We start from the raw sequence: 23,104 nt of genomic DNA on the forward strand, positions 1-23,104 counted from the left end.
ATCACTCTTTTATTTGGTTTCAGTGTACAGAAAATGACCATTTTCTGTACACTTATTTATACTAATTAAATGCCAATACTATAGACTCGCCAGTATTTCCTTTTATGTCCTGATTAATTAAGTGAAGAATGGAACCTGACTCCTGTTTAGGAATAACTATCACAAAGTTTCCAGACTCATTTGTTGGTACTTCCATAATCAAATCTCGATTAGCAGTCACCAACCTAATTTTCGAATTGAATTCTCCGTTCCCACGGATAGTTGTTCCATCAATAGTAGAATCAATCTCACTAACTCTAATTTTTTCTGGAGCTATTATATCTGTATTAATCAATTTTATATTCGACAAGTACATAGCTGTATTATTACGACCAAACCAATTATAGTAGGTCATTTCTGAACCTAAATGAATATTTTCTAAACTACTATTTTGAGCGGTATAGTTTAGTGCCTTTCTTACTTTCTGTTTAGCAATCTGTTTCTCTTTTTTCATTGATTGCCCAATCCCATACCTAATTACTTGTTCACTATATTCAGTTGGATTAGGATTCCATGAATCAAAAGATAACTCATATTGTTGTCCTTTAATTAGTTCGACTTCCTGCCCAATGTAACCTGCAGATTTTTCCCACTTTTTATAAAATTTCAGTCCACTATTATCAACTGAAATAGCAGAAGTAATCTCTCCTCTAGAACGTTTCATCACAAACTCATAAGAATTTGATTCCCAGTTGTCAGTGAAATCAACCCCATTGTTACTTAACTTCCATGATTCAAAACTTGATTCAAATTGATTTCGCTTGAATTCTGTATTTACTAATAAATTCTTGGTCTCTGCCAACTCAGAACGTAGACTATTCATTTGTGAAACTGTATCTAAAAAAGAAGTTACTTTATTAGTATAGACTTCTCCGCCTATACTAATATTCTCCGCATGACCTGAACCAATAACTTCTAATTGATCCTTATAGCCTAAAGAAGCTTCATACATTTTATTTTTTGCAACAGGCGGAATAAACCAATCGGCTGTTCCATGAATAAACAACTTGGGAATATTTGATTTCGCGACTGCATTAAGAGGTGATATAGCATATAAATCAATTTTCAACGTTGGTTTTACATAATTTTCGTTGAGTGAATCAATGATTTGACTTTCACAATCATACCAGTCTATAGAATTTACCATAGGGATATACTGCAACTTGGAAGTAATTAAGCGAGAAACATCACGAGCTTGTTGCTCCATTGAGGAATAACCACAATCCTCAATCAGAGCCTGAACATTCTTGTGTGGAATTTCTTGAGACATCATAACTGTTGCAGCCCCCATTGATACACCTAATAGAGTTATTTTCTGATTAGGCTTTTCTGCAAGTTCTTGATCAATCCATGCATTAATATCATTTTTTTCATAAGCACCAAATGTAATATATGCTCCTTCGCTCTGACCATGAGAACGTGCATCTGGAATTATCAGATTATAACCCAAATTATATAGCAATTCTGCTTCCTTCATAATATTTTTAGCGTTAGAACGATAGCCATGTTGAACAACTGCAGTTTTATTCGCTTTATTGTCAACATAATAAGCATGTAGTTTTACATTAGCTCCGGTGGGCTCATCATATACTGTTAAGTAACGTTCACTCTTCCCATTGACCTTATCAAACCATTCACTTTCTTCACTGCCACCAATCAAACCAAAAAGCTTAGCAATATCAATAACAGTATTATCTTTTTTAACTGTAACATCAAAAACTAAAGCGGAAATCAACCTATTTACCGTCGATCCAAAGTTTCGAGCTTCTGGATTAGCATTTTCCATTAGATATTGTTCAATATCATTGACTAACTCTTGCTCATCTTTTGGGAGTTGTTGTCGCTCATTTTCTGTTTTAGCTTCGAATTGTTCTTTTACTTCAATAGACTTGGAGAAAGTACTACTTCTCAATTCATTCATTGGTATTGACTGTTCTTGGTCAATCACCATTGTCTCCGCAGCTACTATACTTGGTGTACATACCGTAAGCATACATAACAAACCTATCATTGCTTTAATTCCTTTTTTCATCGTGTTCTCCTTTTTGTTAAATAATTCTAACTAAAAGATATCATTTTCAATGATAAACAACAAGGAACTTTTTTATATCACTAGATTTACTCTTTTTATCAAAAGAGAAAAATAAATTTTTTTGATAAGCCATGTAAAATACTGCATTGTTTTGTGAACTTCATTTTAGTTTACTGACATTTTCTTATTTAGATAGCTTATATTATTTCGGTTTATTTTGCAGTTAGGAAGTTTCCGCTATTTATCGAGGCAAAAACAACGCCATTTAAAAAGGAAATTGACAACTTAAAATCCACGGACACCATACCATTTCTTAACATCAATTAACCTATAATTTACATAAAAGTGCGGATAAATTTACATTTAATGGGTAGTATTATCAGTGTAATAACAAAAAGGAGGAAGAAAATTCACATGAAAAAGAACGTTCTATTTGGACTCACACTATTAGCCTCAATTGGATTCATGACTGCCTGCGGATCAAACAAAGCAGTTTCTGCAAAAGCCGATGGTATGCCAGAAAAGATAACGATTGTTACAATGCCAGATGAAAATAATCCCGAAGCTGGCGGTAAAAATAAAAAATTTCAAGAAGATATGAGCAAAGCATTAGGTGTTGAAGTGGATGTAATGGAAGGAGCAGATTACGCAGTAGGGATCGAAGCGATGAAAAATAAAAAGCTAGATGTTTTATTAGTATCCCCAATGAGCTATTATCAAGCCAAAGAACGCGTAGAGATAGAACCAATCGTTACAACATCTTCCGCTGGAAAAGAAGCTTATCGTACGGTTTTTATTACCAAAAATAACAATGACAAAATCAATAAGTTGAAAGACTTGAAAGGAACTAATTTCGCCTTTGTTGATCCTGCTTCCTCATCTGGTTATCTCTATCCAAAGTATGAATTGGTCAAAGAACTTGATTTAGAGCAGGAAAAGGTCGAAGAACCAAATTATTTCTTTAAAACAGTAGCTTACTCAGGCAAACACGATTCAAGTGTTATGGGGGTTGCTAAAGGAGATTATGAAGCGGCTGCAGTTGCTGCACAAGTCTTACAATCTATGGATGATGCAGGCTTAGTCAAAAAAGATGAGTTGAAAATCATTGGTGAAACGCAAGAAATTCCAAATGCAGCATATGTTATGAGAAAAGATTTGCCAGAAGAATTGAAGAAAAAAATCAAAGATTTCTATTTAAATTATGATGATAAAGAATACTTTAAAGCGTTCTACAAAGATGATTCAGTGAAGTTTGTTGAGGCTCATGACACAGACTATGAATCAGTAAAAGAGATGATGAAGGTCTTGGGAATAGAGGGAGAAAAATAATGACATTATTAGAAATCAAAAATGTTAGCAAAGAATACAAAACAGGGCAAAAAGCATTAAATGACATTTCTCTTTCAATCAATAAAGGTGAATTTGTTGTCATCATCGGTCCGTCTGGAGCAGGGAAATCAACACTGATCCGTGTCATCAATCAATTAGTTTCTCCAAGTTCGGGGGAGGTCTTGTTTCATCAACAAAACATCACAGAAGCTAAAGGAAAGAAATTGAGAGAATTGCGTTCACATATCGGAATGATTTTTCAGCATTACAATTTAGTGGAAAGAACAAATGTGTTGAAAAATGTCCTTCACGGAAAACTCGGGCAGGTCTCTTTTTTTACAAGTGCATTTGGTCGATACTCACAAGAAGATCGGCAAATGGCGATGGAATTATTAGCACAAGTCGGGTTACTAGACCAAGCTTATAAAAGGGCAGATGAACTCTCCGGGGGACAAATGCAACGAGTGGGTATTTGCCGAGCATTGATGCAAAATCCTGCGTTAATTTTGGCAGATGAACCAATTGCCTCTCTTGATCCAAAATCATCAGAAATCGTGATGACTCAATTAAAAGAAATAACCGAGTCAAGAAACATGACCACGATTGTCAATTTACATCAAGTGGATGTTGCTAAAAAGTATGCGACGCGCATTATTGGCGTAAAAAAAGGTGAAATTGTTTTTGACGGAACGCCAGTTGAGTTGACAGAAAAAAAAATCGAACAGCTTTATAACAATGAGTCTGTTCCATCAATCAGTATAGAAAGCCCTGCTATGATCCTAGCACAGCAGGAGGAGCATGTGTATGGATAATCCAGGATCAATCGTCTTAGCACAACAAAAAAGCTTAAAAAAACGTGTAACGGTGGCACTATTAAGTGTTATCGGAATATATTCTTTCGTTTATTTGCAAGTAGATCCTATAACACCGCTTTTGACGTTGCCTAATGTGTTCCTGTTTTTTGGTGAAAATTTTTTTCCACCAAACTTCAATGGTTTTTCTAGCTATATCTCATTGATCGTACAAACATTGTTATTTGCAGTAGTTGGAACCTACATTTCCGCAGTTTTATCATTTGTTTTTGGACTGCTAATGGCTGAATCAATCAATCCAATTGCACCTGTAAGAATTGCTATTCGATTTATTGTCTCATTTATTAGAAATATCCCTATATTAGTCTGGGCCTCGTTGTTAGTGTATATCTTTGGCATTGGCAACATGGTTGGATTAATTGCGTTGATTCTTGCCACATTTGGTTTTTTGACGCGCTCATATGCAGAAGAAATGAATAATATTGCAGATAGTAAACTAGAAGCATTAAAAGCAACAGGGGCAACCCCTGCACAATTACTTGTTCATGGTATTATTCCTGCTTTTTTTCCTGCTTGGATCAATTGGACTTTTTTTTCATTTGAAATCAATATTAGGGCATCAAGTATTTTAGGAATGGTAGGTGCTGGAGGGATTGGTATTATGATTCAAACGAATATTCGTTTGTTTAAATACCAAGAAGCCATGGCACTGATTATCATTCTAGTCATACTAGTATTATTAACGGAATTTTGTGTAAATAAACTTAGAAAGTGGATTTTATAGGAGGAAATGGGCGAATGGATAGAATTCCTTTAGTAAAGCCAAAAGATAAAATCAGAAACCTTGTGATTTGGGTAGCTGCGCTCTTATTATTTGGAATTAGTGCGTCATTATTAGATTTGGACATGGGCACTTTTTTATCGAGATTGGGTCAATCAGGTGAGGTAATCCGTCATTTTTTAACACTGGATATTTCGGATATTGGGAGTATTTTGAGTGAGTTAGTATTGTCTTTATCAATGGCGGTAGCGTCACTGATCTTAGGGGCAATTTTGTCCCTGATACTTGCCTGTTTGGGTGCAGATAACATTGCACCAGCACGCTTTGTGTCAGTAAGCATAAAAGCAGCCATATCCATTATCAGGGCGATCCCAGCACTTGTGTGGATTTTAATGATTGTTGCAAGTTTAGGCTTTGGTCCACTATCAGGTGTGATTGGAATGATGTTTCCAACCGTTGGGTACTTAACAAAATCATTTATCAGTAGCATAGAAGAAGTTCCAGTTCAGGTGATTGAAACCATGCGGTCAACAGGCGCGAATTGGTTTCAATTGATACAAGAAGGCATTTTACCGAATGTATCGAAATCGTTCCTCAATTGGTTAGCGATTCGTGTTGAAGGAAATGTAGCTGAATCAATCTCACTTGGAATGGTTGGAGCTGGAGGAATTGGCACACTACTGACAAGAGCCATTGGTGGGTATCAGTATGGAAAAATCACATTTATATTTTTAGTGATTTTTGGGACAATGTTTACAATAGAAATGTTTGTGACACGAGCCAAAAGAGCTATTTAAAGAAAAGGAGACAACGCATGTATTATCAACGATTGCCTTTAGAAACAACCTATAATACGAGAGATTTAGGTGGCATACCAACAAAAAATGGCCAAATGGTTACCTGGAAAAAGTTATTTCGCAGCGATGATGTAAGTCAGTTAAGCACTACTGATAAGCGATTTTTAGAAGAATACGGTGTAGGGGTTGCAATAGATTTACGTAGCCATCGTGAACGAGAAGAAAAAAACTATTCTTTAGAAGACTCGTTTATTAAAACGTATCATATCCCGTTTATGATTGAAGAAAATTTGGTGAATCAGAACGCGTTGCAAATACAAAAAGTAGCGAAAGAGATCACGCTGTATGATCTATATAGTACATTTATTTTTGAACAACAAGCGGTTATCAAAGAATTGTTTACGATTATTTACAATAGTTCTGATCAAGGTATTTTATTTCACTGTGCCGCTGGAAAAGATCGAACAGGCATTTTGGCCGTCTTGATTTTAGGCTTATTAGATGTCGAGGATTCGGATATTATAGCCAATTATGAAACCTCTTATACATTTTTATCCGCAAACCAAGCATTAGTACCACCAAAAGGATTTGAACACCTAATGGAGTCAGATAAGAAAAATATAGCTACTTTATTACCTGAGATAAAGAAAAAATATGGGACTATTTATGATTATTTACAGGAATGTGGCCTATCTGAACAGATGTTATTAGAAATACGGGCACGCTATACACAATGTGTTTAATATAGACCATTATCTTTTAAACGTATTCATGTTTTGCCAAGAAAAAAAACGCTGAAATCAACCGTAATAGGCTGATTTTCAGCGTTTTTATCTTGGATTTTATTTGAAAATAGAACAGCGAAAATGTTCAATGGCAACGACCAAAAGTCAAGGACTAATATAAGGAGCGCTATAGTGACCTGTTAATTGTTGGTTTGGTGTTAATAGATGTTTATCAATCAACAGGATCAACAAAATAAATAGTATTATCTTTTATGGAGATAGATCAGATAGTATTTTTTGTATTTATTACGTTGATAACATGAAAAGTATATTTATTTTTCATGAAAAATGCGATATAATATATTGTATTTTGAAGAAAGAAGGATGAAAAAATGAAAAGAACAGCACTCTCAGTATCACTTTTGACGTTTACAGCTATTTTAGCCGTAGGCTGTACATCAAATAAAAGTGCTAGTGACACATCAGAAAAGAAAGACGCTACAACTGAATCAACAACACAGGCAAAAAAATCTGAACATATTGATTATGATGATCAAGAAGATTGGGAATTTTCTGCTGGGAAGATGCAGTCACCGATTGATATCGTTACTAAGAAAGCTGAATTGATGACACCAGATACTGGAACAATCACAATTGATTATGGAAAAGATATTACAAAAGCTGAAAATAACGGCCATAGTATCCAAATCACTGATGGTGGTACATCTGTGATTAATGGACGAAACTTTACCTTAAGTCAATTTCATTTCCATGCGGAAAGTGAACATACTGTCGACGGTAAACATTATCCAATCGAAGCGCATTTTGTGAATACTGCCCAAGATGGACGAATTGCAGTTATTGGAGTATTCTTCAAGGAAGGCGCTGAAAATAAAGGCTTTCAAGAGGTTTTGGATGACGTAAACAATGATAAAAAGGATCCAATTACTGACTTAGATGATATGATCCCATCCAATAGAAGCTATTATCATTATCTAGGTTCATTAACGACACCTCCATTGAATGAAAATGTAGAATGGTATGTGATGAAAGAACCTGTGGAAGTATCTTCAGCTCAAATCGAAGAATTCAAAAAATTATATTCTCATAATAATCGAGAAGTTCAACCGTTGAATGATCGATCAATTTTAGAGCATGATGAATAAATGAAATGTGGTTTGCAATAATTAGAAGTTGAAGAACGAGCCATGATGGTGTTTATCATCATGGTTTTTTATGTTAGAGTGAATAATCTAATGGAAATTTAACAGTTGTTTTTATTTTTTACAAAGAAGGGATGGCACCAAAATGAAAAAGAAGGGTTATCTAGTCTGTTTGTTACTACTGTTAATAATCAGTTGTGTAATAGTTACTGCCTGTAACAAAACAAAAGCTCAGACGCAAAATAGCGAAGCAACGAAGCGTAAAAATCAGGCGTTAAGCAAAGAAACAATTGAATCATCCAATAAGAAATTAAGCGAAAGGAATGCAGATTCATTCTCGTTAGATCTGAAAAATGCGAGTGTAGAAAGACTTTACGAAACTTTTAATGGTCCGAATGCAGATGAGATTATCACTCTTTTAGAAATGGATCATGATGATTCAGATAGAATTTTAGTAACGACGGATGGGACGATAATAACGGGGCAAATTAGAGATGAAAATGGTAGGAACGTTGATTCTAATACGGATAAAAATAGTATAACGGTGAAAGAGCTTAAAGATTTAGTTCTAAAACACAAAGAAAAGATAGATGAATTAGCAGCAAAAGATAGTTCGTTAGAGTAGTTCACTAACGGGCAAATGGGCTCGGTTTTTTTACTAGATAAGACGGATGTTTAAGGTCATACAAAAAATGAGTTTTAGGTGTGAACATTAATACATTGATAGGATGGTGACGAATACATATATGCAAAAGAAACGGTTAAAAAAAGAATTATTTAGTTGCTCACTCTACCTCTTGATTCCATTGATATTGGGTGCAGTAGCAAGCATCTGGATTAAAGTATCAATTCGAACTATCGTAGCGATCCTTTATGGCATCATGCTTGTTTTTATGTTCCCGTCAGATGTTTTTTTTAGTTGTACATTGGATTACAACATAAAATCAGTTAATCCAAGTTACAAACATGAAAAACCAGATTATATCGGTGGTACTAAACAACAGTTACTTCATTTTACTTTAGTGGCTTTTGGATTAGTCGTTTGTTTGTTGCTTATGTTGCTAGATTGATTTCTGTTCCAAAAAAGATGAGAAAGAAGGAAAAGCGATGATAGAAATAAAAAAAATTAGCCTAAATGACCTAGTAGCATTACAAACATTAAGCATCAAAACTTTCACAGATACTTTTGCGAAAGACAATACGCCAGAAGATTTAAAAGACTATCTTGATCAAGCGTATACAGAAAAAAAATTAACCAGTGAGCTTCAAAATAAACAGTCAGAGTTCTATTTTATTTATTCAGATGATCAACTTGCTGGATATTTAAAACTCAATGTAAATGATGCACAGACTGAAACGATTGAGGAAAATGCGCTAGAAATCGAACGAATTTATATCGATTCAGATTTTAAAAGACTAGGACTTGGCAAAATGCTTTACAGTAAAGCGATAGAGCGAGCGAAGGCGTTAAACAAGACCGCTATTTGGTTAGGTGTTTGGGAGCGTAATTTTTCAGCGATGAAATTTTATCATAAGATGGGATTTACTCTGGTTGGAGAGCATTCCTTTTATATGGGAGAAGATGAACAGACGGATTTGATTATGAAGAAGAAGCTAAACTAATCATTTTGATGTTGAAAACGATATTCTTTCAAGCAAAATAAACCTAAAAATCCCCCAACAACCTGTATAATAAAAACATATGGATTGTAAGGGGGATGATCATGAAAGACGGCCTATACTACGCAACACAATTTCGAGAAAAAAAGCTAAGTGTACTAGAGTGGATCGATGAACGAGCGCAGCAAGTAAAAAAGTTAAATCCTGAACTCAATGCATTTGTCGATTGGGATGCAGAATCAGCAAAAAAACAATACGAAGCTAGAGGAGCTGAAACGGGTCCTTTTTTTGGCTTACCTATTCCTTTGAAAATGTTAGGCCAAGACAAAGCAGGAATGAAATCAACTTCTGGTTCTCGTTTGTTTACAGAAAACCGTGCGAGTTCAACCGATAATTTTGTGAAAGGGTTAGAACGATTAGGCTTGATTCCATTAGGGAAAACCAATGCGCCAGAGTTTGGCTTCAAAAATATTTCTGATCCGACGATTTACGGACCAGCGAGAAATCCTTGGAATCTTGATTATTCACCTGGCGGTTCTAGTGGTGGAGCGGCGGCAGCTGTTGCTAGTGGCTTGTTTCCAATTGCTGGAGCAAGTGATGGCGGCGGTTCGATTCGAATTCCTGCTTCTTTTAGTGGACTGATTGGATTAAAACCTACACGTGGCAGTATGCCAGTTGGGCCTGATGGCTGGCGTGGTTGGCAAGGAGCTTCGATTGATTTTGCTTTGACCATTTCGATGAGAGATACCGAAACGTTATTCTATCATTTACGCGGAACCGAAAAAGCAGCACCTTATCAAGCACCAAAAGCGGAATGGGAACATCAATCAGCCACAAGGAAACCAGTTTTGAAGATCGCCTTTTTAACGGAATCACCCGTCGGAACGACCGTTTCAGCGGAAGCAATAAAAGCAACACACAATGCAGCAACATTTTTAGAGCAACAAGGGCACGAAGTCACCGAAATCTCGTATCCAGTCAATGGACGTCAATTGATCGACAGTTACTATTTAATGAATGGCGCAGAAACGGCAGCTATGTTTGAAGGGATACAGCAAGCGATTCAGCGGCCCGTTACAAAAGCTGATATGGAATTAATGACTTGGGGCATTTACCAATATGGTTTACAGATCCCTGCAAGTCAGTATACGAAATCACTTCAACTGTGGGATCAAGCGGCATATAAAATGGAGCAATTATTCGAGGAATACGATTTATTATTAATGCCGACCGCCGCTGATGTAGCACCTAAAATCGAGGCAGAACTGCAGAGCGATCAGATTCGTAAAGATTTATCACAAGCGGAGTCACTTTCCGTTATACAGTTGCAACACTTAATCTATGATATGTTTGAAAAAAGTCTGACGATCACGCCATATACTCAATTGGCTAATTTAACGGGACAACCTGCAATCAGTTTACCTACTCATGTAGCAGCATCAGGTTTACCGATAGGTATTCAATTTATGGCTTCCAAAGGTCGAGAAGATATATTATTTCAAGTTGGAAAGATGTTTGAACAAGAGCAAAAATTCTTATTACCAAAATATTATCGTGAATCATAGGAGGTTCAAATGAAGAAAGTATTCGCTAGTTTTAGTATTGTTGCCCTAAGTTTAGTGCTCGTTGCGTGTGGTGGAACAAAAGAGCAGACCGCTGGAAAAGATGAAAGCTGGACAAAAGTAGAAGAAGAAAAAAAAATAACAGTTGCAACCTCAGGAACGCTATTCCCGTCATCTTACTATAATGATGAAAACAAATTAACGGGTTATGATGTGGATGTCATCACCGAAGTTGCCAAACGGTTGGATGTTGATGTTGAATTTAAAGAATACAATGTAGATGGCCAAATCACGTCAGTGGATAAAGGTGAGTCGGATTTAGCAGCGAATGATTTTGGGTTATCAGGGGATAGAGGCAAAAAATTCATCTTATCTTCTCCAATCAAGTATTCATTTGACAGCATGATCGTCAGAAAAAGTGATGATTCCGGGATCGCGTCTCTTGAGGATTTAAAAGGAAAAAAAGCAGCTGGCGAACCCAATACCAGCTACATGAAAATCGCGGAAAAATATGGAGCAAAATTAGTAACGTATGATAACGCGACAAATGACCAATACTTAACAGATGTTGCCAATGGTCGGACAGATGTTATTTTAAACGATTATTATTTACAAAAAATGTCAGTGGGGGCGTTACCTGATATTCCAGTTAAAATCTTAGAAGATGTGTATTTCAATGCGAACTTTACTGGCTTTTTAATGAAAAAAGACAGTGTTGCCTTAAGTAAAAAGATTAATGAAACATTAAAAGCAATGGCTGATGACGGAACTATGAAAAAAATCTCTGAAACGTATTTCCAAACAGATGTTTCAGTGGAGCCGAAAGAAAAAGTGACAGAAAGTGTTTCAGCTGAATAGATGTATATACCAAAAATTGATTTTCAGTTAATGATCGACTCGATTCCCTTTCTGCTGACTGGTTTACCTTATACAATTGGCATCAGTATCGTGACGTTTTTGATGGGGAATGTTCTTGGTATTCTGTTGACAGTTTTAGGAATGTTACCTTCAAAATTGATCAAAGGTTTTGTCCGATTTTATATTTCGTTTTTACGTGGCGTTCCAGGTTTAGTTTTGTTGTTTCTTTTGTATTTTGGTCTGCCCTATCAATTAAGTGCATTAACTGCGGCTTGTATTTGTTTTAGTTTGACGAGCAGTGCGTTTATTGCTGAAATCTATCGTGGCTCGATTGCCGGAGTGGATGCAGGACAGTGGGATGCGGCGTATGCATTAGGGTTGCCGTTTGGTAAAGTGATGCGCAAAATTATCTTACCGCAAGCGTTTCGGATTTCGATTCCAGCTTTAGGGAATGTAGCGATGGACTTGTTAAAAGGCACGTCTTTAGCTGCGATGATCACGATTCCTGATATTTTTCAAAAAGCCAAAATCGTGGGTGGAAGAACTTTTGATTATATGACAATGTATATTTTAGTAGCGGTCATGTATTGGCTCCTATGCATTGCAATTGGTTGGGGTCAAAGCTGGTTGGAAAGACATTATATCAATCGTTATAAAGGAAAAACAGAAGTTAGAACGTAAAATAGACTGTGTAAGTAGTTAAGGAGAAGCTACTTGCACAGTTTTATTGTTTTTAGGGTGTAAAGACAAATAGGGATTACTATTCTTTTATTCACAAAAACCGAGTATAATTATTATAGCAAATCATTTTAAATAGAAAGTTGGAAAATGAATGGATCAGAAGGAAATAAAAGAGACAAGTCAATTTTTGGTAACGGAATATAAGGATAGCTTGATCAACGGATTTGTGGAAACACCTAGTCAGTTTATGATGCGCATGAACGTAGAGCCAAAAGTGGAAGCCTATTTGCGACCGTTATTAAATCAAGCGGAGCAAGAAGTTAAAAATAATACTAAATAATCGAGTAGTAATGTTTTAGGAGGAAAGAGGATGCTTGTTTATATTTGCTGTGCAGGTGGGATGACGTATAGTATGTTTTGCCAAAAAAATCGCAAAAGCGGCAGATCCTAACGAGGTTTATTTTGGGTCTCTGCATGATATAATTGCTGATTTTCAGAATTTATCTAACACCTATTCTATGTTGATTGCATATGGTGGAGAAGGCGAAATTAATAAAGTAAGCTTAGAACCAATCTTTAAACCATATGTGGATGGTGTATTTGTTTGTCCTCAAGTTCGTTATAAAACAGCAAGTTTACAAAAACTTCTTTTATCTTTAATTATTCCTTGTACGGATATCGATATGAAAACCTTTGGGAATATGAATGGAGAAAAAACATTAAGAGAGAGTTTAGATTTTAAGCAAGAAACTTAGTACGCTACTGATAGAAGTAAAGGTGCAATTTTTTTTAGCTTGCTACAATGCAAGCTTTTTTGCGTGAGTTTAACCTATTTTTAAGAGATAATACGCGAGAGAATCAAAATGACGATTTGCAGAAGGGGCTATTTGAAAAGGTACAAAAGTAAGAAGCCAATGATACGAAAACAGTAGGTTTTCATTTTTAGCATTGACAAAAATAAAAAGATACTCTATATTTATGATATCGATATCATAAAAGGAGAAAAAGATGGCAACAATCAAAGATGTCGCAAAAAAAGCTGGTTTATCGGTTTCGACAGTTTCACGTTTTTTGAATGATCATCCGTATATTTCAGATGACAAAAAAGAACGAATACAACAAGCAATGGATGAACTAAACTATGCGCCGAGTGCGATTGCAACACAACTTCGATCAAAAAAATGTACGACGATCGGTGTGTTGATTTCAAGAATCACGAATCCCTTTTTTTCTTATTTAGTGGATGCAATCGAAAAACAAGCAAAAGAATATGGCTACCAGCTGTTGATCATGCAAACGTATGATGATCCAAAAGCAGAGTTGAAAATGCTGGAGTATTTAAAACAACAAGTGGTTGCTGGCGTTATCATGACTTCTATTGAAAGCGATTCACAAGTAATTGAGGGGTATTCAAAATATGGCCCAATTGTCTTGTGTAATGAAAAGCTAGATGGAACAGGGATTCCAAACATTTCTACCAATCAAGAAGAAATCAGTTATGAAGCAACCAATTATCTGGTTCAAAAAGGGTATCGTAAAATCGCTTATTGTACCGGTGGGAATCTAACCATTGGTGGACATGGTCAGCGTCGAACGAAGGGATTTGAACGTGCACTTGCTGAACATAATTTACCTATCAAAAACAAATGGATTTTTAAACAAGTTCATAACATGGAAGATGGTCAAAAAGTAGCAAAAGAATTATTGGCTCTACCTAAAAAGGAGCGGCCAGATGCTGTGTTTAGTGGAAGTGACGAGGTTGGGATTGGAATTATCCAAGAAGTACTTCAGCAAGGATTGCGTGTACCAGAAGATTTGGCGGTATTAGGTTTTGATAATCAGCCAAGCACAAGTATTATTGCCGTCCCGCTAACTACCATCAATCAGCCAACAACCGCTTTAGGAATCGAAGCAACGAAATTAATAGTTGCGTTGATTGAGGGAACAACCTACAAAGTAAATAAACAAGAGCTTATTTTATCGCTAATTGAGCGTAAATCCACTTAGGTGGATTTATTCTTGCAAAAATATGATATCGATACCACAAATGGTGAAAGGATGAATAAATAGTGAATATAGAAATGAAAGACGAAAAATGGTGGGAAAAAGAAGTGATTTATCAGATTTATCCCAAAAGTTTTAAGGACTCAAACAATGATGGAATAGGTGATATTCAAGGGATTCGAGAGAAGTTGCCTTATTTGAAAGAATTAGGGATTACCATGATTTGGATCTGTCCGATATTTACGTCACCAATGGTGGATAATGGTTATGATATCTCTGATTTTGAAGGAATCAATCCTGAATTTGGCACTATGACTGACTTTGATCAACTGTTAGAAGAGGCGAATGAACTGGGAATCAAAGTGATTTTAGATTTAGTTATCAATCATACATCAGATGAACATCCGTGGTTCCAATCAGCATTAAAAGACCAAGAAAGTCCGTATCGAGATTATTACATTTTTAAAGAAGGGAAAACAGAACCAAATAACTGGCGCTCGATTTTTGGCGGTTCAGTTTGGGAAAAGCTGCCAGATGAAGAGGTCTATTATTTTCATGCCTTTGATAAAAAACAGCCCGATTTAAATTGGGAGAACCCAGCATTACGTCAAGAACTATACGGAATGATCAATCGTTGGCTAGAAAAAGGCATTGCTGGATTTCGGATCGATTCGATTACGTTTATCAAGAAGGATCAAGATTTTGCCAGTTTACCAGCTGATGGGGTAGATGGTTTAGCTTCTTGCAAAAGTAAAACCCGGAATCGGCCAGGGATTGACGTGTTTTTGAATGAACTGAAAAGAGAAACCTTTGAGAAATACAATTGTGTCACAGTTGGGGAAGCGCCAGGTGTTCCTTATGAGGAATATGGGGATTTTATTGGAGATGATGGCTATTTTTCGATGATCTTTGATTTTAATTATTCAGATATTGATGTGGAATCTGGTTCTGATTGGTTTAAACGAACGAATTGGACAACGAAGGAATTTAAAGAGAAATTGAAACGATCCCAAGAAGTCTTACAAGCCAATGGTTGGGGTGCTAATTTCATTGAAAACCACGATCAACCGCGTGCTGTCTCTAAATTTATCAAACCTAAGTACCAAACGGATGAAGCTGCTAAAGCGTTAGGTATGCTCTATTTCTTTTTACGAGGAACGCCATTTATTTATCAAGCCCAAGAGCTTGGAATGCAAAATGCGGAACGCAACAAGATCGATCAATTTAATGATATCTCAAGTATCGATAATTATCATCGTTCAATTCAAGAAGGCTTTACGCCAGAAGAAGCAATGGAGTTTGTCAATCAACGGAGCCGGGATAATACACGTACGCCATTTCCTTGGAATTATAGTCAATACGGAGGATTTTCAACGACGACGCCATGGCTTGCGATGACAGAAGAATATCCAAGTCGAAATGCACAGCAGAACCAAGTATTAGCACATTACAAAAAAATGATCGAACTTAGACAACAAGGAATAGTAAGTGATACTTTAACAAAGGGGACAATTATTTTCTTAGATAATGTGCCAGATAATATTGTTGCATATAAACGTGTATTTAAGGAAACTGAGGTATATTCATATACTAATTTAAGTGATACGGTGGAACTAATTCCCTTCGAAAAGAGAATGTTTGATTTACTTTTAAATTCTCATGATGATTTAGTAAACGAAGAAAATGAATTAAAGCTCCATCCTTATCAAAGTGTTTTATTTAAAAAAATAAATGAGGTGAGTGACAATGGCAATTAACTACAAACAAATTGGAGAAGAGATCATCGGTGTTGTCGGGGAAGAAAATATTACAGGGATCACCCATTGCGCGACACGTTTGCGTCTAGAAGTAAAAGACCGAGAATTAATCGATGATAAAAAAATCGAAAAAATCGATCAAGTAAAAGGAGTATTCTTTAATGCTGGACAATACCAAATCATTTTAGGTACTGGCATCGTGAATAAAGTTTATGATTCGCTGGTTCAAAACAATCATGATTTATTGGAAAAAGAAACCTCTTTAGAAGAAATGAAAAAGCCAAGTAATCCAATCAAACACGCGATTCGGACGCTTTCTGATATTTTTGTACCAATTATTCCAGGAATAGTGGCAACTGGGTTATTTTTAGGGTTGAAAGGCGTCTTTTTAAACGAAAGTGTTTTAGCTTTTTTTGGAACATCTACCGATAAAATCCCTGAGTTTGTGTTGGTTCTTTTAAGCGTTCTGACGGATACTGTTTTTGCTTTTTTACCTGCGCTGATCTGTTGGTCAGCGTTTAAGAAGTTTGGTGGTACACCGATCATTGGATTCGTGATTGGGCTGATGTTGGTGTCGCCAATGTTGCCGAATGCTTATTCTGTGGCAGACATCAATAGTGGTGTTGAACCGTTGATTGCATTTGGGTTTATTCCGATTGTAGGATATCAAGGAAGTGTCTTAACCGCTTTAGTCATTGGGTTACTAGGAGCGAAATTGGAAAAAGTGTTACGTCGAAAAATGCCAAATTCCTTAGATTTGATGTTTACACCTTTTGTGGTCATTTTGGTGATGTTGTTGACAGGGCTATTGGTTTTAGGACCAATTTTACACTTTGTTGAAAATGGTTTAGTTTACTTGATTACAGGATTGATCAAATTGCCATTTGGGATTGGTGGTTTGCTGATTGGCTTTTTATATCCGCTAGCTGTTATGACAGGGATGCATCACTTGTTTATTATGATCGAAACAAGTTTATTAGCAACAACTGGTTTTAATCCACTGATTACACTTTGTGCGATGTATGGCTTTGCCAATGCAGCTGTGAGTTTTGCTGTGAGTGTGAAGGCCAAAGATAAGAATGTAAAAGTGATCGGAACGAGTGCTGGTGTGACACAACTTTTAGGTGTAAGTGAGCCAGCGCTATTCGGGATCACGATTCGCTATGGGATGAAACCTCTTGGGATCATGTTAGGTTGTTCTGCATTAGGCGGCGCTGTTTTATCGTTGCTAAACGTGCAAGCGAATTCATATGGGTTAGCGGTAATTTTGTCACCATTGATGTATATTTATAGCTCTTATCAATTAGTGACCTATATTGTGGTTGGCATTTGTATCTTTATCTTGTCGTTTGTGTTGACGTATCTATTTGTTGTGCCAAAAGAAGTGATGATGTCAGATGATGAGTATCTAGGAGCAGAACAATGAGCTGGACCAATGCACAACGCTATCGAGTGATAACGGATGCCAAGGATGGGGAACTGTCAGTATTAGAAGCAAAAGTCGCAAAGAGTATCTGGCGGCAAAAGTATCATATTCAGCCTAATTATGGTTTGTTGAATGATCCAAATGGATTTTGCTATTATAATGGCAAGTACCACCTATTTTATCAATGGTTTCCGTTTGGAGCCGTCCATGGAATGAAGCATTGGTATCATTTAACCAGTGCCGATTTAGTGAATTGGGAAGAGGAAGGTGTGGCCTTAATGCCAGAATTTCCTCATGAATCCCATGGAATATTTTCTGGAACTGGTCTCGTGAATGATAATCAATTGTATTTATTTTACACAGGAAATCATCGAGATGAAAAGTGGCAACGGCGTTCTTCTCAATGCTTAGCGATTCTTTCAAGCGATGGCAAAATAGAAAAGTTAGCGGAACCAGTTATCAGTGGACCTCCGCAACAGTACACACATAATTTTCGAGATCCTAAAGTGTTCAAAAAAGGCAATCACTATTACATGCTAGTTGGTGCACAACGAGAGTCGTTGGAAGGCTGTCTCCTCGTTTATGTGTCAGATGATTTGAAGGCGTGGAAATTTAAACAGGAACTAAAAACAAATCATGATTCGTTTGGCTTTATGTGGGAATGTCCAGATTATTTTTCACTTCAAGGTCAAGAGGTGCTATTATTGTCACCGCAAGGTTTAAAACCAAAAGGCAATGATTTTCAGAATATTTATCATTCGGGTGTTTTTATTGGTAAGTTTGATGAGCATGTAGGTTATTTTGATACAGATTCGTTTCAAGAGTTGGATAAAGGCTTTGACTTCTATGCACCTCAAACCACACAAACGCCTGATGGTCGACAAATTTTGATTGGCTGGATGGGTTTACCTGATACAGTGTATCCAAGTGATCATGATGGCTGGGCAAACTGTTTAACGATTCCAAGGGAATTATCTATAAAAAATGGACAAATTCAGCAACAGCCACTTCAGGAATTAAAGCAAAAACGAGTAAAAACAACTCAGCACCAGATAAAAGTAGTGAGTAGTCGTGAACGATTAAAAACAATCTATTCTGAGGTTGGAGAATACCGGATCTCAATCAATGTAGAGACGGCAGAACGTGTAGGAATTGCTTTTAGAGTGGGGGATGATGAAGAAACAGTGTGTTTATTGGATCAAGTAGCTGAGTATTTTAGTCTAGATCGTACTCGTTCAGGAATCCCTGTGGCCACTGATTATGGTACAGTGAGAAAAATAACTTACCAGCAATCAGTTGTTCAACTAACTGTTTTTCTGGATCAATCGTCAATTGAAGTCTTTGTAAACGATGGAGAAGCCGTTTTTTCCAGTCGGATTTTTCCAAAAGAGGACAGTCGTTACCTTGAAGTGTTTGCAGAAAATGGTACGGCTCAGATAGAGATAAAACAATGGTGTTATGCGTAAAAAAATTAAGAAAATTGTTAAGCGAACAAAGGAAGTTGGGACAGAAGTGTCTAGTCTCGATAAATAAGCCAGCATTCACGAAAATTGCCAAGAATCACAGTAAGTTTATGAACTGATGATGATTAGTACCTACTTGGTGTTCCCCGAATTTTTGTGAATGCTGGTTTATTGATTCCGAAGCCTTTAAATCTTAGTGTTTCAGCACTTAGAAAATAAAGGAAGCAAGATGTCCTTCAAACACCTTGTATTGTGCATCATCGAATCACTTCATTTTTCGTGATTCACAGCAATTTGCAACAATGTGATCGAAACGAAGTGTAGTAGTTGCTTTTGCATCTCCGGTTCTCGTTTCACTACGATCCTCGAAGCATGGAAGACCGTTTGCTCCCGTCGTTTATTCGGGATTAACGTGTTTAACAAAAAGAAAACTAACTTTTGAACTGCCCCCCAAAAGTTAGGCTTATCAAGAGGAGAAAAATTATATAGGGCTAGTATTTTATCAAGAAATCAGTTACTTTATAATTAATAAGCTATGATTTATTTAGATGCCATGTGGCAGGGATATGACTCGCTGAGTTGTGTCCTAGCCACATTTTTGTTTGGACTCGTGATTATTTCATTTTAAGTTTGGCAGGTTATTCTAAAATTTTTTATTTTGTGCTATTATTATGTATAATTGTAAAAAATAAATTAATTTAAGGAGTGCAATTGAATGGAAATGGTAGATATGTTAGGGAAACTGAATTTGAGCTCTAGCACAAAGAATAAAATAGATCCTACTCAGATTTCAGTAGAAAAAAATGTTATTGCATTTGACGATCGAACGATTCAAATTAGTAATGTTTCGCAATTATTTGTGGCAGAACCAGATTCAAAAATACCTTGGCTAGCAGCTTTATTGTTTATTTTTTTTACAGGAGGCTTTGCTCAAGGTTATTTTTGGGGCATATTAGGAATGATCATCACCGGTTTTTATATATTTTTAGTTATTATGAGTAACTTAAATAAAGGATATTATATCTATGTCAATTTAAATTCTGGTTTTACTTATTTGATCCATTGTGAAAATGAGGCATTTGCGGAACGAGCGCGTGGTGTGATCGAAAATTGTATCAATGATGTGTATAGTAAAGAAAAAGTAGTGATCAATATGAAACAAGAAAATATTCAGATCGATAATCAAGTCATAAATATGGATCAAAGTATCAATGATAGCACAGTCGTATCTGGTGATAATAATGAGGTGAAGAAATGAAGATAAGAGGAAATGATTTTGGTGGTATCAACAATTCAACTGTTGTGATTGGCAATAATAATAAGGTTACAAATGGAACGAATGAGGAAATCGATTGGGAGCAATTCTCTGCAGAGATTATGACAACGTTGACAAAACTTCCACAAGATAGTAAAGAGTTTCGAGCTTGTTCAGAGTTATTAATGGAATCGACTTCAAAGGATGAAGGAAAGGTTGCGGCATTTTTGAAAAAGCATGCAGCGCAATTTAGCTCTGATATTTTCAGTAATTTAGCAAGTACACTTCTTGCGGATACGATCAAGAAGCTGATGTTTTAATAGATAATCATTATTTTGTGGTGCGAACCCTAAGTGACCATGAAATCAAGTGAGTGGATTGAAATCAGACATGGCGTTTGTCTTGAAAAATGATTTTCAGTCTCACTCTGTTTAGGGTGAGTAGATTGAAATAATGCACCTTCTGAAGTATCAACAGTCAACGTAGAGTCTCACTCGATTTAGAATGAGACTCGATTCAAACAATCTCAAGAAAAATCATCGCTTCCAGTTTTTATTTCATTCGTAGGACAATTAAAATAACTTAATAAATCTAGCTATTTATTTTTTTGTCAGAAAATATAGACAAAGTTAAATACTTTATATAACATAGTAGTTATCATTGTTAATTATAACGTTGGTACAAAAAGGGTTAAATCAAGGAGGAGTCAAAAGATGAAAAAAATAGTGAAATCATCAATGGTTGTGTTGGCATTAGGATTAGGACTGTCGATTGGTTCATCTGAAGAAGCAGAAGCGATGTATGAGTCACCTTATTCTTATTTTAATGATTATGGCATAAGGCAAGGTTTATTTTCTGATGTCGACGCCTTTTATTCTAAAAGTTATCGCGCTGAAATGGAACAATTAATGGAGAAACATGAAAAGGGCTTGATTTCTGATGATGAATTCGATAAGTTATCTGAGCAATTAACTGAATCAGATGAAAAAAATCTACTTGAAAGAGCAACACTATTTGATCATTACGGACTAGTGAAAAAAGCAGATATCCAAAATATAACGCATTTTGATACAGATTTTGAAGAGTATTCTTCCCTTGCTGGAATGGAGCAAATGACAACGCTCGAACAGATTCAGGGAGAAGGTGGGAACTTTAATAGCTTTAGGGAACTTGCAACGTTAAAAAAATTGAAGACTGTTATGTTAGAAGCGAATAATCAACTAACGTTAAATAGTTTTAAAAATTTAAAAGATTTAGAAACAATTCGATTGTTGTTTGATGGCTATGAAGATAATGAAGAACAACGTAGTCGAGTGTACACACAAGCATTACCAACTGATATTTCTGCCTTATCTAATTTGGATAAGCTAAACAAGATAGAAATCAGTGCTCGCGGCAGAATGGCTACGGTCACATTAAAAAAAGGGACAACTTCCTATCAATTATTTGATCCAATCGTACCATCAAAACAATTTGAAGGAGCTACAATGAAGTATTCTTCGGATAGTGAAAGTGATGAATGGCTGGAATGGAATAATTTAAACGGAGATGAACAATACTTGGCATTTAGTTGGCGTATAGAGAAAGGCCCAAACTTTTCTTATGCTGGCGAAGGACAAATCCCAATTCGTTGGAAATAACCAACATATAAACTCACTGACAAGCGCAGTGAGTTTTTTAGATGGTGACATTATTTCTCAGAAATTTTAACAATGATCCAAGGAATTGAGTGAGCACGGCAATAGATTACAAGGTATAATTAGAAAAGAGAGAAAATACATAGTAACTTCTATAGAAGTTAAAAGGAGAATGAAATATGATTCGAAGTGAGTTGAAAAAGAAGGCCCAAAAACATCTGCATGGCTACTATGGAAACTGGAGCTTGTTAGCTATTATTCCAAGTGTTGCCTTATTTATCTATTTCTTTTTTATAATGATTTTGATCCAAGTGCCAGAAAATACGGTGAACCAGTCAAATAACTACCAATCTTGGCAAGATGACTATTCTGCAAAATCAAATCGCTCGAATACTGAGTACCAAAAGGGGTATGATGACGGCTATTTTGATGGTTACGATGAAGGGTATGATGATGGACTTTATCAAGAGGATGATTACGACGAAGATGTTTATGATGGAAAAAATTTGGACTCTATTTCTTATAAATCAAGTTTATCACCAGTGAAAAATACGACACGAACGGTTACCTATACACAAACAACAACAGTTGAAACACGTTTTAGCGGCTTTTTCGCCTTTTTATTTGGGCTACTGTTATTGCTTGTCACTATTTTGTATCGTGGTACGGTGCAATGGGCAGCAATCGATAATGTGGAAGGTCGTAAATTTAACCTTAAATCGATTTTTACAACTTTTATTAGTGAAAATGGTAAACGAACAGTGAGTGCTAATCTACTCGTAACGATCTATGTTTTTTTATGGTCATTATTATTTGTAATTCCCGGTGTAATTAAACAATTATCTTATGGCATGACAAACTATTTATTGAAAAAAGACCCTGAATTAACAGCAAAAGAAGCAATGCAACTTAGTCAAGCCTTGATGCAAGGCTATAAATTAGAATATTTAATTTTTTCTTATTCGTTTGTTTTGTGGCAATTTGCAACATTCTTTAGTTTTGGATTAGCTAGTGTCTATGTTATTCCTTATTATGGTGTGTCGGAAGTGTTGTTTTTCGATCAGATCATTGCAGAGAAACACCACCTGTTTTCACAAGAAAAAGAAGCGGGATTTGCTGATTTCTAGAAGAATAAATAAAAAAAGAAGAGGTTGGAAAAGAAG

General features: G+C 36.0%; 23 protein-coding genes. 22 read left to right on the forward strand and 1 reads right to left on the reverse strand.

The features are described from left to right. Positions 1 to 61 precede the first annotated feature (61 nt). Positions 62 to 2,071, reverse strand: a complete 2,010-nt coding sequence (locus tag A5866_RS16035) for an alpha/beta hydrolase (protein WP_339099697.1) — start codon at positions 2,069 to 2,071, stop codon at positions 62 to 64. A 414-nt stretch (positions 2,072 to 2,485) separates the two neighbouring features. Between A5866_RS16035 and A5866_RS16040 the strand changes: the two genes are divergently transcribed. From A5866_RS16040 to A5866_RS16145, 22 genes are all read left to right on the forward strand, one after another. Further along, on the forward strand, positions 2,486 to 3,400 hold the full coding sequence (locus tag A5866_RS16040) for a phosphate/phosphite/phosphonate ABC transporter substrate-binding protein (protein ID WP_254907580.1): 915 nt from the start codon (positions 2,486 to 2,488) through the stop codon (positions 3,398 to 3,400). Next, positions 3,400 to 4,212 carry a phosphonate ABC transporter ATP-binding protein gene (gene phnC, locus A5866_RS16045; RefSeq protein WP_086444840.1) on the forward strand — a complete coding sequence of 271 codons (813 nt, stop codon included), beginning with the start codon at positions 3,400 to 3,402 and terminating at the stop codon, positions 4,210 to 4,212. The genes A5866_RS16040 and phnC overlap by 1 nt, the downstream gene beginning before the upstream one ends. After that, positions 4,205 to 4,996, forward strand: a complete 792-nt coding sequence (gene phnE, locus A5866_RS16050) for a phosphonate ABC transporter, permease protein PhnE (protein ID WP_086444839.1) — start codon at positions 4,205 to 4,207, stop codon at positions 4,994 to 4,996. The genes phnC and phnE overlap by 8 nt, the downstream gene beginning before the upstream one ends. A gap of 14 nt (positions 4,997 to 5,010) precedes the next feature. After that, entirely contained in the window at positions 5,011 to 5,790 is a 780-nt protein-coding gene (locus A5866_RS16055; RefSeq protein ID WP_086444838.1) for a PhnE/PtxC family ABC transporter permease, read from the forward strand. Between the two features lie 17 nt (positions 5,791 to 5,807). Continuing rightward, complete coding sequence (locus A5866_RS16060) at positions 5,808 to 6,533, forward strand: tyrosine-protein phosphatase (protein ID WP_086444837.1); 726 nt, start codon at positions 5,808 to 5,810, stop codon at positions 6,531 to 6,533. A gap of 374 nt (positions 6,534 to 6,907) precedes the next feature. Then, positions 6,908 to 7,681, forward strand: a complete 774-nt coding sequence (locus tag A5866_RS16065; RefSeq protein WP_086444836.1) for a carbonic anhydrase — start codon at positions 6,908 to 6,910, stop codon at positions 7,679 to 7,681. 142 nt (positions 7,682 to 7,823) lie between these two features. Beyond that, positions 7,824 to 8,303: a hypothetical protein gene (locus tag A5866_RS16070; protein WP_086444835.1), complete on the forward strand. Its 480-nt coding sequence runs from the start codon at positions 7,824 to 7,826 to the stop codon at positions 8,301 to 8,303. Between the two features lie 121 nt (positions 8,304 to 8,424). Continuing rightward, complete coding sequence (locus A5866_RS16075) at positions 8,425 to 8,748, forward strand: hypothetical protein (protein WP_086444834.1); 324 nt, start codon at positions 8,425 to 8,427, stop codon at positions 8,746 to 8,748. 37 nt (positions 8,749 to 8,785) lie between these two features. After that, entirely contained in the window at positions 8,786 to 9,301 is a 516-nt protein-coding gene (locus A5866_RS16080; RefSeq protein ID WP_086280756.1) for a GNAT family N-acetyltransferase, read from the forward strand. Positions 9,302 to 9,402: 101 nt separating this feature from the next. Beyond that, the gene (locus A5866_RS16085) at positions 9,403 to 10,863 is read left to right on the forward strand and encodes an amidase (protein WP_086444833.1); all 1,461 of its coding nucleotides are present in this window, start codon (positions 9,403 to 9,405) and stop codon (positions 10,861 to 10,863) included. Positions 10,864 to 10,872: 9 nt separating this feature from the next. Then, on the forward strand, positions 10,873 to 11,718 hold the full coding sequence (locus A5866_RS16090; protein WP_086444832.1) for a transporter substrate-binding domain-containing protein: 846 nt from the start codon (positions 10,873 to 10,875) through the stop codon (positions 11,716 to 11,718). After that, on the forward strand, positions 11,719 to 12,399 hold the full coding sequence (locus tag A5866_RS16095) for an amino acid ABC transporter permease (protein WP_086444831.1): 681 nt from the start codon (positions 11,719 to 11,721) through the stop codon (positions 12,397 to 12,399). It abuts the gene before it with no gap. Positions 12,400 to 12,550: 151 nt separating this feature from the next. Continuing rightward, positions 12,551 to 12,739, forward strand: a complete 189-nt coding sequence (locus A5866_RS16100) for a hypothetical protein (RefSeq protein ID WP_086280763.1) — start codon at positions 12,551 to 12,553, stop codon at positions 12,737 to 12,739. A 178-nt stretch (positions 12,740 to 12,917) separates the two neighbouring features. Then, on the forward strand, positions 12,918 to 13,154 hold the full coding sequence (locus A5866_RS16105) for a hypothetical protein (protein ID WP_254907579.1): 237 nt from the start codon (positions 12,918 to 12,920) through the stop codon (positions 13,152 to 13,154). A gap of 253 nt (positions 13,155 to 13,407) precedes the next feature. Further along, entirely contained in the window at positions 13,408 to 14,406 is a 999-nt protein-coding gene (locus A5866_RS16110) for a LacI family DNA-binding transcriptional regulator (RefSeq protein WP_086444830.1), read from the forward strand. Positions 14,407 to 14,480: 74 nt separating this feature from the next. Further along, positions 14,481 to 16,160, forward strand: a complete 1,680-nt coding sequence (locus A5866_RS16115; protein WP_176332627.1) for an alpha-glucosidase — start codon at positions 14,481 to 14,483, stop codon at positions 16,158 to 16,160. Further along, positions 16,150 to 17,586, forward strand: a complete 1,437-nt coding sequence (locus A5866_RS16120) for a PTS transporter subunit EIIC (RefSeq protein WP_086444828.1) — start codon at positions 16,150 to 16,152, stop codon at positions 17,584 to 17,586. The genes A5866_RS16115 and A5866_RS16120 overlap by 11 nt, the downstream gene beginning before the upstream one ends. Beyond that, complete coding sequence (locus tag A5866_RS16125) at positions 17,583 to 19,052, forward strand: glycoside hydrolase family 32 protein (RefSeq protein ID WP_086444827.1); 1,470 nt, start codon at positions 17,583 to 17,585, stop codon at positions 19,050 to 19,052. Before A5866_RS16120 ends, A5866_RS16125 begins: the two co-directional genes overlap by 4 nt. 712 nt (positions 19,053 to 19,764) lie before the next feature. Further along, a complete protein-coding gene (locus tag A5866_RS16130) occupies positions 19,765 to 20,307 on the forward strand; it encodes a hypothetical protein (RefSeq protein WP_086280777.1) in 543 nt (180 codons plus the stop codon). Continuing rightward, positions 20,304 to 20,624 carry a hypothetical protein gene (locus A5866_RS16135; RefSeq protein ID WP_086444826.1) on the forward strand — a complete coding sequence of 107 codons (321 nt, stop codon included), beginning with the start codon at positions 20,304 to 20,306 and terminating at the stop codon, positions 20,622 to 20,624. Before A5866_RS16130 ends, A5866_RS16135 begins: the two co-directional genes overlap by 4 nt. Before the next feature lie 393 nt (positions 20,625 to 21,017). After that, on the forward strand, positions 21,018 to 21,944 hold the full coding sequence (locus A5866_RS16140; protein ID WP_086444825.1) for a hypothetical protein: 927 nt from the start codon (positions 21,018 to 21,020) through the stop codon (positions 21,942 to 21,944). 176 nt (positions 21,945 to 22,120) lie between these two features. After that, entirely contained in the window at positions 22,121 to 23,068 is a 948-nt protein-coding gene (locus tag A5866_RS16145; protein WP_086444824.1) for a DUF975 family protein, read from the forward strand. The last annotated feature ends 36 nt before the right edge of the window (positions 23,069 to 23,104 follow it).

It is taken from the genome of Enterococcus sp. 12C11_DIV0727 (genome assembly GCF_002148425.2).
Taxonomy (GTDB): Bacteria; Bacillota; Bacilli; order Lactobacillales; family Enterococcaceae; genus Enterococcus_L; species Enterococcus_L lemimoniae.